12 protein-coding genes are annotated in these 14,494 nt (G+C 61.7%); 4 read left to right on the top strand and 8 right to left on the bottom strand.

From position 1 onward, the window contains the following. Positions 1–9: 9 nt before the first annotated feature. Entirely contained in the window at positions 10–1,452 is a 1,443-nt protein-coding gene (locus tag GFS31_RS17535) for a pyridoxal phosphate-dependent decarboxylase family protein (protein WP_198806031.1), read from the top strand. 2 nt (positions 1,453–1,454) lie between these two features. Here GFS31_RS17535 and GFS31_RS17530 read toward each other — a convergent pair whose 3' ends face one another. Then, on the bottom strand, positions 1,455–4,064 hold the full coding sequence (locus GFS31_RS17530) for a CHAT domain-containing protein (RefSeq protein WP_198806030.1): 2,610 nt from the start codon (positions 4,062–4,064) through the stop codon (positions 1,455–1,457). 192 nt (positions 4,065–4,256) lie between these two features. Here GFS31_RS17530 and GFS31_RS17525 point away from each other — a divergent pair, with 192 nt between their 5' ends. Next, entirely contained in the window at positions 4,257–6,509 is a 2,253-nt protein-coding gene (locus tag GFS31_RS17525; protein ID WP_198806029.1) for an alpha/beta hydrolase family protein, read from the top strand. A gap of 135 nt (positions 6,510–6,644) precedes the next feature. On the opposite strand, the gene GFS31_RS17520 is transcribed toward GFS31_RS17525, so the two are convergent. Both GFS31_RS17520 and GFS31_RS17515 read right to left on the bottom strand, forming a co-directional pair. After that, complete coding sequence (locus GFS31_RS17520) at positions 6,645–7,937, bottom strand: Zn-dependent hydrolase (RefSeq protein WP_198806028.1); 1,293 nt, start codon at positions 7,935–7,937, stop codon at positions 6,645–6,647. A gap of 235 nt (positions 7,938–8,172) precedes the next feature. Further along, positions 8,173–9,072: an alpha/beta fold hydrolase gene (locus GFS31_RS17515; protein ID WP_198806027.1), complete on the bottom strand. Its 900-nt coding sequence runs from the start codon at positions 9,070–9,072 to the stop codon at positions 8,173–8,175. A 183-nt stretch (positions 9,073–9,255) separates the two neighbouring features. Between GFS31_RS17515 and GFS31_RS17510 the strand changes: the two genes are divergently transcribed. Further along, positions 9,256–9,945, top strand: coding sequence for a GAP family protein (locus GFS31_RS17510; protein WP_198806026.1), 690 nt, complete (start codon positions 9,256–9,258; stop codon positions 9,943–9,945). On the opposite strand, the gene GFS31_RS17505 is transcribed toward GFS31_RS17510, so the two are convergent. From GFS31_RS17505 to GFS31_RS17485, 5 genes are read right to left on the bottom strand one after another with little or no spacing between them, the layout of a single operon-like run. Next, the gene (locus GFS31_RS17505) at positions 9,942–10,733 is read right to left on the bottom strand and encodes an energy-coupling factor ABC transporter ATP-binding protein (protein WP_198806025.1); all 792 of its coding nucleotides are present in this window, start codon (positions 10,731–10,733) and stop codon (positions 9,942–9,944) included. The genes GFS31_RS17510 and GFS31_RS17505 overlap by 4 nt on opposite strands. Then, positions 10,730–11,527 (bottom strand): cobalt ECF transporter T component CbiQ, encoded by a 798-nt coding sequence (gene cbiQ, locus GFS31_RS17500; RefSeq protein ID WP_198806024.1) that lies wholly within the window; start codon positions 11,525–11,527, stop codon positions 10,730–10,732. The genes GFS31_RS17505 and cbiQ overlap by 4 nt, the downstream gene beginning before the upstream one ends. A gap of 2 nt (positions 11,528–11,529) precedes the next feature. Beyond that, entirely contained in the window at positions 11,530–12,174 is a 645-nt protein-coding gene (gene cbiM, locus GFS31_RS17495; RefSeq protein ID WP_198806023.1) for a cobalt transporter CbiM, read from the bottom strand. After that, complete coding sequence (locus GFS31_RS17490; RefSeq protein ID WP_198806022.1) at positions 12,174–12,674, bottom strand: carboxypeptidase-like regulatory domain-containing protein; 501 nt, start codon at positions 12,672–12,674, stop codon at positions 12,174–12,176. Before GFS31_RS17490 ends, cbiM begins: the two co-directional genes overlap by 1 nt. 38 nt (positions 12,675–12,712) lie before the next feature. Continuing rightward, entirely contained in the window at positions 12,713–13,576 is an 864-nt protein-coding gene (locus tag GFS31_RS17485) for a DUF4382 domain-containing protein (RefSeq protein ID WP_198806021.1), read from the bottom strand. Positions 13,577–13,862: 286 nt separating this feature from the next. Between GFS31_RS17485 and GFS31_RS17480 the strand changes: the two genes are divergently transcribed. Further along, positions 13,863–14,474 carry a hypothetical protein gene (locus GFS31_RS17480; protein ID WP_198806020.1) on the top strand — a complete coding sequence of 204 codons (612 nt, stop codon included), beginning with the start codon at positions 13,863–13,865 and terminating at the stop codon, positions 14,472–14,474. Positions 14,475–14,494: the final 20 nt, after the last annotated feature.

The raw sequence follows: 14,494 nt of genomic DNA, 5'->3' as shown, positions 1-14,494 counted from the left end.
AGGTCTGCTATGGTTCCTGCTGGTTTGCCTGTCCATGCCTTTGTTCATCCCCTAGGCCAAAACCGGGATGCGATGGTGGCGGTGATGCAGAGGGTGGCCGAAGATATTACGGACTACCTGGCGGTGGCTGGACAGCAGGGGCCAATGCCCTTAGCTGAAGGGAGTATCTATCGCACGATTCCTGACCAGTCGGGGAGTTTGGCTGAGCTGGTGGATGGTTTGAAGGAGGTGATGGCAGGGGCGATGAACCCGGCTCATCCCAGCTATTTGGGCCATATGGATCCCTTGCCTACCACGGTCTCCATCCTGGGGGATTGGGTGACAGCGGCCCTGAACAACAACATGCTGAGTGTGGAAATGTCGCCCTTGCTGTCGCGGCTAGAGCCGTTGTTGATGGCGGAAATTGCCCAGATGTTTGGGCTGGGAGAACGATCTGGGGGGCTTTTGGTCAGTGGAGGCACTCTGGCTAATTTGCAGGCGTTGACGGTGGCTCGCAATGTGAAGTTGGGCTGTCTGGGCGGGGGCATCGCCGGACAGGCGGCTCCGGTGATGTTTGCCTCTGATATGGCCCACACCTCCATTCAAAAGGCCGCGATGGTGCTGGGGTTGGGGCTAGAAGGGGTGATCCTCATTCCAAGTAGCCAGGGCCGGATGGATGTGGCAGCCCTGGAGCAGGCCATTGCCCAGGCTCAGGCCCAGGGCCAGCAGCCCTTTGCAGTAGTTGCCACGGCGGGAACCACCGTGACGGGCAATATTGATCCCCTGCCTGCTATTCACCAGATCGCCCAGGCCCACGACCTCTGGTTCCATGTGGATGCGGCCTATGGTGGAGCCCTAGCCTTTTCGCCCCAGCATCGTCATCGGCTGGCGGGAATTGAGGTGGCTGACTCTGTCACCTTTAATCCTCAGAAGTGGCTGTATGTTACCAAAACCTGTGCCTCGGTGCTGTTTCGGGAAATGGGCCTCCTCCAGAGCCATTTCCGCATCCCGGCCCCCTACATGAACACCGATGCCGACTGGGTCAACCTGGGGGAAATTTCGGTGCAGGGCACCCGTCATCCCGATGTGCTGAAGCTGTGGCTGTCGTTGCAGCACCTGGGCAAGGCGGGTTGTGCAGCCCTGGTAGACCACGGCTACCACCTGGCGGCGCTGATGGTGGATCATATTCATCAGCGACCCTACCTGGCTCTTGCGACGGAACCGGAGATGAACGTCCTGTGCTTTCGGGGCTGCCCGCCCGACCAGCCCGAAGATACCTGGGACGCCTGGAATACCGGACTGCAACACTTTTTGCTGACGGAGGCCGAAGTGTTTCTGTCGCTGCCGCTGTGGCAAGGGCAACGGTGGCTGAAGGCGGTGCTGCTGAATCCCTTCACCACGCCAGACCACATCGTTGCCCTGTTTGATGCCATCGACCGCTATGCCGCCGCCCATGGGCCATCGTTGCCCTAGGTCTAGTCGGCAGCCTCCGGTGGGAGGGCCTCTGGATCGGGGGCTAGGGTAGCCAGACGGCTGACGGTGGTGCGCCAGGTGTCGATCAGGGCGGGCGTCCAAATCCAGCGCAGGCCCAGAACTCTGGGGTCGAGGATGGTGGGGTCGAGGTTGACCACCATCAGGAGGTAGGTGTTGGCCTGGGCCAGGGCGGCTTGGCGTTCAGCGGGGTCGGTGGTTTGTTCCCCTCGGCGGGCATAGGCCAGGGCCAACCCCGCCATGGCGTTGGTGGTGAAGCTAGAGGACACCTGAGACGGGCCATCGGGGTTGCGATCCCGCAGTTGGGCTTGGTCGAGGCGCAGGGCCGTCTCCCAGGCGGCAATGGCCAAATCATTGTCAGCGAGCACATAGTGGGCAAAGCCAAGGGCCACCCAGGCTTCTAGGAAGTCCTCCCGATCTTGAATAGCCTGATCCCACGCCCGACGGGCATCGTAGGGAGTGGCCCCCTGGTCGCCAATCATGGCCTGCTGCCACAGCAAGCGCCCCCGCACAAAGGCCAAGTCGGCCTCCAAGAGCTGGTCGGCATCGGCGGCGGCCAGCACCGATTGGGCAGCGGCTAAATCGCGCTGATCTAGCAGGTGCTCAATGGAGCGGCGGGCTTGGGCAGGTCGGCCTGTGGTCAGGTGTTGGATGGCTTGCAGCACTACCACCCCATTACCGCTGCTGGAGAGTGGCCCCTCCGGGGAGGGGGTCGTCCAGCCTCCGGGGGCAGGGGCGGGCTGGGGTGGGGCTGGTGGGGCCGTTGGGCGCAGGAACAGCCCTACAACCGCCGCTGCTCCTAGGGCTAGCCCGCCTGCCAGCCCCCAGCGCCAAGCCAAGGGCAGGGTAGATAACGCCTGATAGAACGCCCCCCGCCTTGGGGCCACCGGACGGGACGAAGCCACCTCGGCGCTAGGACTACCCCCTACCACCACCCGGCGAGGTGGAGGTTGGGCCGCAGGGGGAGCAACGGCGGGGGAAGGCAGGGGGGGCTGGGGTGGAGTGAGGGCGGCTAGACCTGAGTCGATGGATGATCCCTGGGGCGATCCGGCGGGGGGCTCAGCGGAGGTTGCTGGGACAGGGGATGGCGATGCTGGTTCAGCGGCGACGGCATCGCCGGGACGGGTCGCTGTGAGTTGCTGAACCAAGTGGGCCACGGGGTCTGCCTCGGGCTCGGTGGCAGCATCCCAGTCGGTGAGCCAGTCGGGCAGAACGGTGGCGGATGGCGCGTCTGAGGACAAGGCCCCAGAGCTGGCGAAAACCTCCTGGGCCAAGCTAGAGATGTCGGGATCGGCGCTGTAGTCTGGGGGAATCAGCCCCGGATCGAGGGCCATGTCTGTCAGGGACAACGGCCCTAGCCAGTCGGTACTCTGGGCCTCTGGGGTGGCACACAAATAGCCATCAAACCCAGGCCGCAGGTAGAGGATGGGCAGCATCCAGAGGGGCTGGCGAGAACCGTGGGCGGTCATCAACCCCTGGCGCACTCGGCTCAGACAGACATCCGCCGGATAGCCCTGGCGCAGGTTGCGGTAGAGCAGTTGGGTGAAGGTGATGGCCACATCATCGGGGATGCGGTCGGCCATGGCAATGACGCCGGGAACCCCCCGCGTCACCAGGGCCTGCACCAGGTTGGGCAAATGCCAGTCGGCCTGGGCTTCGGTGTCGGGGGTATAGGCCCCTCGGCAGGAGTTGAACACCGCCAGCCAGATGCCGTTATTCACCAGCAGTCCGGCCAGTTCTTTGCCGCTGAGGTTCTCGGTCAGGCCATTGTGGCGATTCACCAAAAATAGATCGCCGCCGCCGCCATCCCTCCCAGCGCTGGGGCCAGGGTCAGCGCTGGCGTCACTGTGTCCGGCATAGTGGAGCACCTGGAAGTTTCCCTGTTCTAGGGCTTGCACCAGTTCGGCCCGTCCGGGCTGCTCTAGGAGGGTGATCTGAATCTCTAGGGGCTGGCGCAGGCGGACGCCCGGATGGCTAGGGAAGCTAGGGCGACTGGGGGCGGCTTGTAGGTTAGCCAGCAGCGGCTTAATTTCCTGGGTGAGGGCAAGGCGGTGCTGGTCGCTGGGGGCGGAGACGACCATCAGCACACGCAGGGGCTCGGAGTCGGGGGCCAGGGGCGGTAGGGCGGCCAAATCGACGGTATTCGGCCCTTGGTAGTAGCGGCAGAGGGTGATATCCATGCCCGTGGCCAGGGGCCGATCCTCGCCGTAGAGCAGTTCCCAGGGGACGCCTTGCAGACGATTATCTTTAAAGCCCAACCGCAACCGCAGGGGCTGCTTGAGGTGCTGGGCCACGCCCTGGGCGGCCAGCCAGCTATCCCGCATACGCCCCTGGAACAGGTGCTGATAGAGGTCTTGCCCCAGACGAATGGCGGCTTCTGGTTCAGAACCCTGGGGCCGATCAGCGGCGGCCTCGCTGAGGAGTTGGTGCAGCGGGTCTTGCAGGAGCCGCTTAGCCCGATCCAGCCAGTCGGCCACGGGCCAGGTGACTTGGGCTTCTGCCAGGGGCACCCCCGCTGCCACGGCCTCGGTGCGCAGCAGATAGGTATCTGGCCCCATCATGGGCGTGATCGAGATGTGGAACTCTTGAATCACTAAGGCCAACTCTTAATAAAGGCTTGCAAACCCAGGACGGGCCACAAGGGACAGGTATGATAAATAGGCTTTTCGCCCCTGGTGGGGCTGATTCCGGGAGTTAGATCCATTTTTTTACCCCGCAGCGGTTCCCGCTTCTTCCACGGTAAAGCATCCCGGTGGTTCCCGCGATCACCGCAATTTCCCTACCCAATGGGGGGGCACTGGGCTCGGTGGGGCTGGGCGGCCCTGCTGGGCACCGTGGGGCTAGCCTGGGCCCCAGAGATCGCCACCGCTGCCATTGTCACCGTGGGGCTAGAGGCGGCAGCGGATCCATCCTTTTCCACCCTGTCTGACGAGGAGCAAGACCTGCTGGCCCTGCTGCAAGGGGTACAGCGTCCTGAAATTCTCAGTACCCTCAGCCCCGACGGTCGCACCCTGCTGGTGGCCTTGGCTGCGTCTGCGGCCCCCGATGGCCGTACCCTACATTTCCTCGACCTCACCACGGGCGATCTCACGGAGGCTCCGGATCTCCAGTATGACATCGTCAATCCCGTGGGGTTAGTGCGCTGGTTGGGCAACGACACCCTCCGTTTTTTGCAGCGAAACCCCTTTGGCCCATGGGAAATTGTCACCCTGAACCGAGCCACCGGAGTGGTCTCACGGCTCCAGATTGCGCCCGTGGGAGAGGAATTGGGGGAAGTGCTAGGGGTATCGCCGGATTTCTCCCGTTTGGCCATTCGCGTCTATGGGCCAGAGGAGGACGTGATTTTCCTGGTAGCCCTAGATACCCTACATCGCTTGGAAGTGGCTCGCCTCCCCCAGGAATTTGCGATTCAGACTATCACCTGGTCGGCCAATGGTCAGCAGATGGCCATGGTTGCCGCCGCTACGGAGGCTCAGCAACTCTACGACCGCAGCCCAACGAGCCCCAGTTTGGCCAGCACCGCCGTGCAGGATGCCCTGGGGCGGATGCCCCCGGAGGATAATCCCTTCCGCCGACACAACTGGGTACGGGTGTTTGATCTGTCCCAGCCCAATCCGCAGCCTGTGGAGTTGCGATCCGATCAGGGCCATGGCGATGACACGGTGGCCTTGCCGGAGGGGCAACCCTTAACCGAGCCCTCGGCAGATCCTCGGGACTGGGGGGATGGCTTTGCCGATGTCCTGCTGAGCCCCGACGGTCGTCGCCTGTTGGTCAAACGCTACCGCCCCGCGCGCCTTGCGGGCCGACCCCATCCCTCCTACCTCTTTCCCGACTCGGCCTACCACCAGGTCTACGACCTCAAGGGCACCCTCCTCCACACCATCGACGACCCTGCCCTGCAAGGGCCGCAGGATTCCCACGGCTGGTTTTTGGGGCCAGATCAACTGCTGTTTTGGGCGACGGCGGGCCACCATCGGCCCCTGTGGGTATACGACCTAGCGGCGGCACCCCCGACGGCCCTGAGTCCATCCCCGTACCGTAACGCCGAATCCTCCCCCCTGCGTAAACTCCCCCTACCTCCGGGCGCTGTGGATCCAACGGCCCTGGCGCTCAGTCCCAACGGCGACACCATCATCTACGGCTTTTCCTCCGTGACCCAGCCGCCGGAACTGTTCCGCCTGCGCCCAAATACCTCAGACCTGCCCGAGGCCCTCACCCAGATCAACACTGATTTACAACAAGCCAATCGGGTGCAGTACCAGCCCGTGCAATTTAATACCGACCACGGCTCCCGTGAGGGCTTCTTGGTGCAGCCTGCGGGCCAAGTCTTCCCGCCCCAGGGGGTACCCATGGTTTTTTGGCAGGAGGGTGGGCCAGGGTTTTCCATGGCCAATGCCTTTAGCACGGGGGTGGAAGCTCCCCTTAATCTGTTACCCAATTTTGGCCTTGCCGTTCTGGTGGTGCCCCTCACCGGACGGGAGGGCTTTGGGCCAGCCTTCTACCGTCGCCAAGCCGAAGCGCAAAACTTTGGCTACATTGACCTCGCGGAGGGACGAGACATCATTCAACAAATTGTGCAGCAGGGCTGGGCAAGGGCTAACCAAGTCGGCGTTAGCGGGTGTTCCTATGGGGGCTACTTTGCGGCCCAAAGCCTGCGTCTGTTTCCGGGGCTGTTTGCGGCGGCCAACCCCCAATGCTCCCTGCTCGACACCATCACGGAGTGGCAACTGGGCTATTCGGCTCTGCTGTCCTACTTGGTGGGCCAAGCCCCCATGGAAGACCCTGCCGCCTACCTCGCGGCGTCCCCCCTCTACGGGGCCACGGCCATCACCACCCCCACCCTCATGTTCCACGGCACCGAGGATTTCCTTCAGATCGATGTGGCCCGCAATTTCCACGACACCCTCGAAGCTGCCGGAGCCCCCATTACCCTCTACCAGTTTGAGGGAGAAGGTCACGGCATCGCGGATCCACAGTTACAGCGCCTTGCCGCCCAGCTCCAAATTCAGTTTTTCCGTCAGTACCTCGCCCCTCGCTAGCGCCCCCATCCTTGGCCAACAGCAGAAGACCGCAGGACGAAGAACAACCCTGACTTCAGGACGGGCGGCACGGCCAACGCTAGCCCATGGCTCCCGAGCCCATGGCTCTCGGTGGATGGCCTAGGCTGACCGGGCTTAGCTGTAGTGCTGATCCAGCCGCAGCAAGGTTTCGAGCAGCACGTTGGCCCCCTGGGTGCATTGGTCGGGGGAGGTGTATTCCACTTCGGAGTGGCTGAAGCCGCCTTCGCTGGGCACAAAAATCATGCCCATGTCGGTGAAGCGGCCAATTTCGAGGGCGTCGTGTCCGGCGCGGCTGGGCATGGACATGGAACTCAGACCCAGGGTGGTGCAGACTTCCGCAATGGTGGACTGAATGTGGGGGGCGGCGGGGCTGGGGGCCACATTGAGCTGGGGCAGGATTTCGATGTGGGTGTGGGTGCGCTGGGCAATGGCGACCAGCTCGATTTTGAGGTCGTTCACCAGTTTATCGATCACGTCTTGATCGAGATCCCGCACATCGAGACTAGCGACGACTTTACCGGGCACAATGTTGGCGGCGTTGGGCGACACCTGCAACGCGCCCACGGTGGCCACCCGCTGCCCCGGTGGTTCCGTAGCCAGTTGATTTACCGCTAGCACCACCTGAGCAGCGGCCACGAGGGCATCCTGGCGCAGATCCATGGGGGTGGTTCCGGCGTGGTTGGGGCGTCCGGTAATTTGAATTTGGTAGCGCTGCATCCCTACCACCCCTTGCACCACACCGATTTGGGCCTTGGCGGTTTCCAGCACGCCCCCCTGCTCTACGTGCAGTTCCACAAAGGCGCAGACCTCGCCCCGGGTGCGGCGGGCCAGGGCAAGGCGGCTCCAGTCGCCCCCCACCTGTTGAATGCACTGGTCGATGGGGTGGCCATCCTTGCGGCGATAGTCGGTCACGTCCAAGGACGCCGTTCCGGCCATGGCGCGACTGCCGATCATGGTATCTTCTTCGTCAGCAAACACAATCACCTCAAAGGGGTGATCCAACTGAAGGCTGTGCTCTTGTAGGGTGCGGGCCACTTCAATGCCCGCCAACACCCCCAAACAGCCATCAAACTTGCCACCGCAGGGCACCGTGTCAATGTGGGAACCCGTGGCCAGGGCCGGAAGATCCAGTTGTCCCGGCAATCGTCCGATCATGTTACCCGCCGTATCGAGCCGCACGGTCATCCCGGCTTCAATCATCCAGCGGCGCACCAGTTCACGCCCCTGCACATCCTCCGGGCTAAAGGCCAGCCGACAAATGCCGCCGTTGTCCATCTGGCCAATGGCCGCGAGGTCGTCCAGGCTTTGGTTGAGGCGCTTGCCGTTCACCCGCAGCACGGGCTGACCATGAACGGCCTGATCGGGGGAAGGTTGACCTTGGGACTGGAGGGTGGGCACGGTGGTCATAGGGGTTTGGGGTAAGGGTAGGAGAGGGACAGTGAAGGATGTTGAGGGCATTTCCGGCTCCCCTCTCCCCCTGGGAGAGAGGCTGGGGGTGATGGCTAAGTCGCCGCCATCGAGAGGGTTTGTAGTCGTTGGAAATTCTCTGATCCTAACCGGATTTCATTTTGCATACCGTCCATTGTATACAGTCGAACAAGGCTGTCCATAGTGGCCTTTGGGCAGCGATGGGTCAGGATGCTTAACGGATGGCGGAATCTAGGGTTCCCAGCCAGTCAATCAGCAGGGGGTTCACCACGTCGGGCCGTTCGTCGTGGGGGCAGTGTCCGGTGTTGGGGATGCTGTGGAAGGTAACGGCTTGGGTGGGGTCATCGGCCCGTTGACGATAGAGCTTGGCCCCTTGGATGGGCGTCCAGGGGTCATTTTCGCCCCAGAGGACGAGGAGGGGTTGGGCGATGGCAGGCAGCAGGTCGCTGGGTTTTGGCCCTGGGGGCGCGGTGACGATGGAGGCAAACACCTTTTGGGCGTTGGGCTGACAGGCGGGGGCGTAGATCATCTCCACCAGTTCGTCGGTGATGGCGGCGCGGTTGCGGTAGACCTGCTTTAGGGAACTACGAATCCGCCCCTTGCGGCGCACCTGGTTAAACACCACTGGCCCCACGGTGTCAGAACTCACCAGCCAGGTAAAGGCTTCCATCACCCAACTGAGGGGCGGGTACATTTCTTCGGGACGGTGATTCAGCCCGCCCGCACAGTTCAGAACGGCCCCGGCCTGGGCAGTTTCGGGGTGGTTGGCCAGCATCATCAGGGTCAGCAATCCGCCGATGGAGTTGCCGACGTAGATTGCTGGGGTTTGAATAAATTCGGCCCAAAAGTCGTACAACAGAGCTTGCCACAGATCCAAGCTGTAGTCCAACACAGGCTGATCCGACGCCCCAAATCCTAGCAAATCCAGGGCATAGACCTGGTATCCAGCCTCCGCCAGCACAGGAATATTTTTGCGCCAGTGGCCCAAGGACGCCCCAAACCCGTGAATGAGCACCAAGGGCTGACCATGCCCCTGCACGGTGTAGGTAATGCGGTGATCTTGCCAGCGCCAGGTGCGGGTTTCGAGGGCGGCAATCGTCAGTTCTGCAACCATAATGGGGGGAAATCTGGGGAGAAGGGCAAGGGGGAAGGTTGTAAAGAAATGTCACCATTGATGACATGGTTTTATCATACTCAACCCGTGGGTAGATAACCGTAGATGCTAGCGAGGTGAGAGGCTAGCGAGGCCGAGGGTCTGCCCACTCACCCCTGTTGATGCTGATTGCTGGTGCCATTGATGTTGCCGACAACTCTATTCCTTGACCTGCTGCCGTTGATGCTGGGGGCGGCGTTGGCTCCCCTGTGGCTCGTTATTGTGTTGTTGATTTTGCAGAGTCGGCGCGGCTTGGGGAAGGCCATCGCCTTTGTGCTGGGCATTACCCTGGTGCGGCTGTTTCAGGGCTGGCTGTTTGGCATGGTCTTGGGGCAGGCTGAGGTATTTTCAGAATCCAACGCGCCCCAGCTGGTGATGGCACTATTGCTGATGGCCCTGGGGTTGATGCTGCTGATTTCGGCCTGCAAGTCTCTCATCCATGCCCCCGACCCCGATGCGCCGCCCCCCAAGTTGTTTCAACAGATTGACCAGGCCAAACCCCTCAAGTTGCTGGGCATGGGCCTAATGCTCACCACTATCGCCCCCAAGTTGTGGGTGTTTACCCTCGCCGCCCTGGGGATCATTCGCGAGGCCAATTTAGACCGTGCCGCCGCCCTTCAGGCATATCTGGTGTACATCCTGGGGGCGCAGTCGCTTTTGATTTTGCCCCTGCTGTTCTATGCCGCCGTTCCTGGCCCTGCCAGTGGTTTCCTGCGAATGGCGAACGAGTGGCTGACCAAGAACCAGCGAATAATTGGCCTCGTGGTTTCGCTCCTATTTGGCACCGTCTTTTTCTGGAAGGGCTGGAGCAGCCTCTGGGCAATGGGAGCCTAGCCGTGGTGGGCATCTTGGTGCGGAATCAGCGAATGAGGTTTTTCCAACCCATGTTTTTCCATCAGGGCTTGATCGCCCATCACCACCCTGGGGCAGCCGTCGGCGATGATGCGGCCTTCGTCGATCAGCAGGACGCGATCACAAACTTCTAGGACAAACTCCAAATCGTGGGAGGAGATCAGCAGGGTTTCGGTGGAGTTTTTGAGGAAGCGGATCAGGCGGCGACGGGTGCGGAGGTCGAGGCTGGCGGTGGGTTCGTCGCAGAGGAGAATTTTGGGGGTCATGGCCAGCAGTCCGGCAATGGCGACCATTTGCTTTTCGCCGCCAGAGAGGTGGTGGGGCAGGCGGGGCAGCAGGGGGGTGATGCCCGTCATTTCGGCGGCCTGGGCGACACGGGCTTCGACTTCAGCCGGATCTAAGCCCATGTTTTGGGGGCCAAAGGCAATATCGTCGCGCACGGAGGCGGAAAAGAGTTGGTCGTCGGGGTCTTGGAACAACAGCCCCACCTCTGGCCGAAATTGTCCCGGCTTGAGGGGTTCGCCAAACAGGGCAATCTCCCCGGTGCTGGGGGTGAGGACGCCGCAAAGCAGCATGAATAGGGTGGTTTTGCCGCAGCCGTTGTGGCCAATAATGCCCAGCCGTTCCCCTTCGTGTACCGCCAAATCAAGGCCGCACAGCACACCGGGCTGGTCAGGGTAGGAAAAGGAGAGGGATTGGGCGGCGATGGCCACGGGCCGCTGTCCGGGAGTGGTCATGGAGTTGAGGCTGGTGGAAACGGAATCCATCATCGGCGCAACAGTCCTTCTGCAATCACAATCCCCGCCGCCGCCAGCAGGACGGCCCCCGTCAGCAGCCAGCTCAGGCCGGGGGCTGGGGTGGCTGTCCCGGTGCTAACCGTTGAGGCCACGCCGTAGCCATAGCCCCGCAGCCGCATAGCCTTGTAAACTCGTTCCGACTGTTCGTAGCTGCGAATCAGCAAATTACCCGCCAGCATGGCCCGCTGTTGCATGGCCTGTCCATTGATGCGAAACCAGCGCTGCCGAGTTTGGCCAAAGCCCCGCAGCCGCATGGCCTGCTGCATGGTCGCTAGGGTGTCGGCAATTTCGTAGAGGTAGCGGTAGGCGAGGAGGGTCATATCCGCCAAAATGACGGGCAGGCCCAGGCGGCGCATGGTGTTCAAAATCGTCAAAAACGGCGTGGTGCCCAGCAAAATGAAGCCGAGGGTTAAAATCGACAGAAAACGGCCCAAAATTAGCCCCGTGGCCTGTAAACCTTCCTGGCGCAGGGTGAACCACCCCCAATGGGCCAGCACCGTTTCGCCCACCGTCAGCGGTAACAGCACCACTACCGCCAAAATAAATAGGCCGGGATAGCTCAACCGTTGGCGCAAAAAGGAAAAGGGCAGTTCCGACAGGGCATAGAGCAATAGGGCCAAGGCCAGCATCCAGGGCACCAGCACCAACTGACGCACCGTGGCAAAGGCAAACATCAGCGCCAGCAAGCTCACCAGCTTCAGCCGGGGTGCCCAGCGATGAATCACCGACTCGCGGTGGATGTAGGTTTCAGACCGCAACGCTCCCATGCCTAGCCCTCCAGCAATTCGGGCTTGACCCGCTGCAAAAACAGCACCAGCATGGCGGTGAAGGTTCCTTCCACCATCATCAACGGAATGTGGGCGATGGACAGGGTGAGAATCGCGGCCCGCTCGGCATTAGCATCCACATCGGCGGGAATGTTGAGAATTACCAGGGCCAGAAAAATCAGCGCCGCGATGCCCAAGCCCAGGGCACCGCCCAAAAAGGCAAACACCCCGGTTCGGGCAGGCTCCGGCAGCACCTTGCCGATGGATTGTCGCCCCTGGAAAATGTGGTAGGCCAGCAACGCCGGAATGCCCATCATCGCGGCATTCACCCCCAGCGTGGTTAACCCGCCGTGGCCGATCACCAACGCTTGAAAAAACAGGCCAATCAAAATGGCCGGAAAGGCAAAGTAGCCCAGCACCACCCCTAGCAGGCCGTTCAAAATCAAATGCACACTGGTGGGCGGCACGGGGATATAGATGGACGAGGCCACAAAAAACGCCGCTGTCAGCAACGATGCCTTGGGGATTTCCGCACTGGGGTCAGGCTTGCGGTTGATTTGGCGCAGGGAATACCAGGTCGCCAGCCCCGTGAGGGCATAGCCAGCGGCGCACACCTGGGCCGAAACAATACCGTCGGGAATGTGCACTAGCGCTTACCCCTCGCAAAAAATAGGGCGGTGCCCACGAAGCCCCACACCATCGCCGCCATGCTCACCCACAGGGGCACTCCGGCGGCACGGGGTGATCCGGCATTCGCCAACACAGCGGGACGATTCGCGTTGTCAGCGACCTCAGTGGTGCCATCGGTGGCACTGGAACCTGATGCCGCCGAGTCCCCCGTCGTCGAGGCATTCGCCGCTGCCGGGGCTTCCCCCACCGGAATCGCCACCACATCCCCGTGGCCCGCTTGGCGCACCATCACCTCCCAGTTACCGGGTCGGCTAGGGTCGGGGGAGAAGACGAAGCGCCCGTCGTCGTCTGTGACGCCCGTTTGCCAGGGTTCGCTGGGGTTGTCGGGGGCGTAGACATTCACCTGTGCGGCCCTCATCGGTTCCCCCGAATCATAGCGGGCTTGAACTTCGATGCCGTTGATGGGTTGGTACTCAATTTTGGCTCCGTGGGCAAAGACCGGGACGGCTGCAACCAAGCCGCTCCATCCTGCTAACAGTAAAGCCAGGGAATATTTCATGAGGCCGTTAACTGAATTTCTTCACAATGGCCTTCGCCCACATGGCCCAGGCTGGGCAGAATGTTGAGGAAGGTTGCGTAGTCTTCCGCCGAAAGACCCGCTTCGAGGGCGGCGCTATCGAGGTTGACTTCGCCATTTTCGGCCAGGGCTGCCAGGGGATCAAACCCTAGGGCTCCGGTATTGATGTCGTCATCGGCGGGGGCATCGCCATCGCCAAACAGGTGGTCGAAGTGGAAGGTGGCCTCTAGATCCGCCGTGCCGTTGGCTTCTAGGATGCCCTTGCGCTCGTCGCCGACGAAATCGCCGCAGGTAAAGGCCAAGGCTTCAGAAAGTCTCAGAGTAAAGGGCAGGGTTTGGCCGTCCTTCGTGGCCGTGCCTTGCAGCCAGAGGGAATAGCCCGCCGAAGGGCCATCCGCCGCCGGAACCATCGTCCAGGCCAGGGCGTTGAACCGTCCCGCCGGAGCCTCCAATTCGGTGACTAACACGGGATCAGCGCTGTCGTCGCCCTCGGCCAAATCCACCACCTTCGGGCTGTCTACCACCACTTGGGCCTTAGCCTGGAGTTCTTCCCCGGCCTCTGGGTTAAAGGGCGGATCGGTTTGAGAGGCGGTGATGTCGGATAGGGAAACATACACATGGTCAAAGGTAATTTTCCAGCCATCGCGACTGGTGAAACCCTGACGCACAAAGTCTTCCCCATTGGCGCGAATGGCCAGAGTACCTGTTTCGGCAGCATCGCCAGCGGCTTGGGGCGCAGCGCTGGGCTCTTCCGTTGTGGTAGAAGCGCCACCGCAGGCTTGGAGGGCCACCAGCGTGGCGAGGGCAACGCCACTAGCGGCCAGTTTTAGAAAATGGGGCATGGAATATCCGTTGAATACGTCGGACAGGGCCACCAACCGAAGGTGAAGATAGGTTAACGGTGGGCCTGCAATCTCCTGTCTACTTAACCCTGCCCGTCCTAAAACTTCAATGCCCTGGGGGGGCACTGAGGGGGCTTTTGAGCAGTCAAGCCCAGCCAGAATCAGGCTTGGCCGTCATTGTTCCAAAATCCAATGGTCATAATAGGAAGCATTAACGCTATACTCTCGGCGTTTTGCCGATGTCGGCGCATGGCTCCGATCAGGGGTTCTCGAAGAAGGGCTAGGTATGTCTATTCAACCCGTACTCACCATTGCCAAAATTGCCGCCGAGGGTGGCCGCACCGCTAGATCGATGGGACTAAGGTGGCGGCGCGTTGGGTTGAGCCTGCTGCTGGGCCTAATGGTGGCCAGTTGCCGTACTGCCCCTTTGCCCGAACAAGCCACGTCACCCCCCCCCACGTCACCCCCCCCCACCGAGCCTGCTCCCCCGGTTGAACCACCCCCAACGCCAGCCCCCAGCCCAGACAATCCTGTTCCCCAGGCTCCCAGCACCACGTCCCCTGTCCAGCGCGACCCGCTCCCCGATGCCCTCGTCAAACAGTGGGAGCCCATGAGCAACGTCCTCCTCGCCTTTGGCCCCATGACCATCACCAGCGGCGACATCACCTGGGGCAGCGGCCAAACCAGCCCCTACACGCTGATTAGCACCGAGGGCGGCTTTTTGCTGAAACTAGAGGCCAACCCCCAGTTCTACGACACCAACCATCCCTTCGTGAAGCTGATCCCCAACACCGACGCATCGGGCACCGTCACCACCGTAGAAGTCGCCTTCTATGAAGATGAAGCCCAGGCCCAGCGGGATGAGTACATGATGTATGGCACCTACTTTGTGAATTAACCTTGGCGAATTGACCTTGG

The organism is Leptolyngbya sp. BL0902 (genome assembly GCF_016403105.1).
Lineage (GTDB): Bacteria > Cyanobacteriota > Cyanobacteriia > Phormidesmidales > Phormidesmidaceae > Nodosilinea.
The sequence above is the reverse complement of the archived record's forward strand: the minus strand, read 5'-3'. Positions and strand labels throughout refer to the sequence as shown.

Excerpts from the sequence above, each read along its gene's own strand:
- GFS31_RS17535 (WP_198806031.1), top strand. The coding sequence starts at position 10 with ATGGTTCCTGCTGGTTTGCCTGTCCATGCCTTTGTTCATCCCCTAGGC.
- GFS31_RS17525 (WP_198806029.1), top strand. The coding sequence starts at position 4,257 with ATGGGGGGGCACTGGGCTCGGTGGGGCTGGGCGGCCCTGCTGGGCACC.
- GFS31_RS17520 (WP_198806028.1), bottom strand. The coding sequence starts at position 7,937 with ATGACCACCGTGCCCACCCTCCAGTCCCAAGGTCAACCTTCCCCCGAT.
- GFS31_RS17515 (WP_198806027.1), bottom strand. The coding sequence starts at position 9,072 with ATGGTTGCAGAACTGACGATTGCCGCCCTCGAAACCCGCACCTGGCGC.
- GFS31_RS17510 (WP_198806026.1), top strand. The coding sequence starts at position 9,256 with ATGTTGCCGACAACTCTATTCCTTGACCTGCTGCCGTTGATGCTGGGG.
- GFS31_RS17505 (WP_198806025.1), bottom strand. The coding sequence starts at position 10,733 with ATGATGGATTCCGTTTCCACCAGCCTCAACTCCATGACCACTCCCGGA.
- cbiQ (WP_198806024.1), bottom strand. The coding sequence starts at position 11,527 with ATGGGAGCGTTGCGGTCTGAAACCTACATCCACCGCGAGTCGGTGATT.
- GFS31_RS17485 (WP_198806021.1), bottom strand. The coding sequence starts at position 13,576 with ATGCCCCATTTTCTAAAACTGGCCGCTAGTGGCGTTGCCCTCGCCACG.
- GFS31_RS17480 (WP_198806020.1), top strand. The coding sequence starts at position 13,863 with ATGTCTATTCAACCCGTACTCACCATTGCCAAAATTGCCGCCGAGGGT.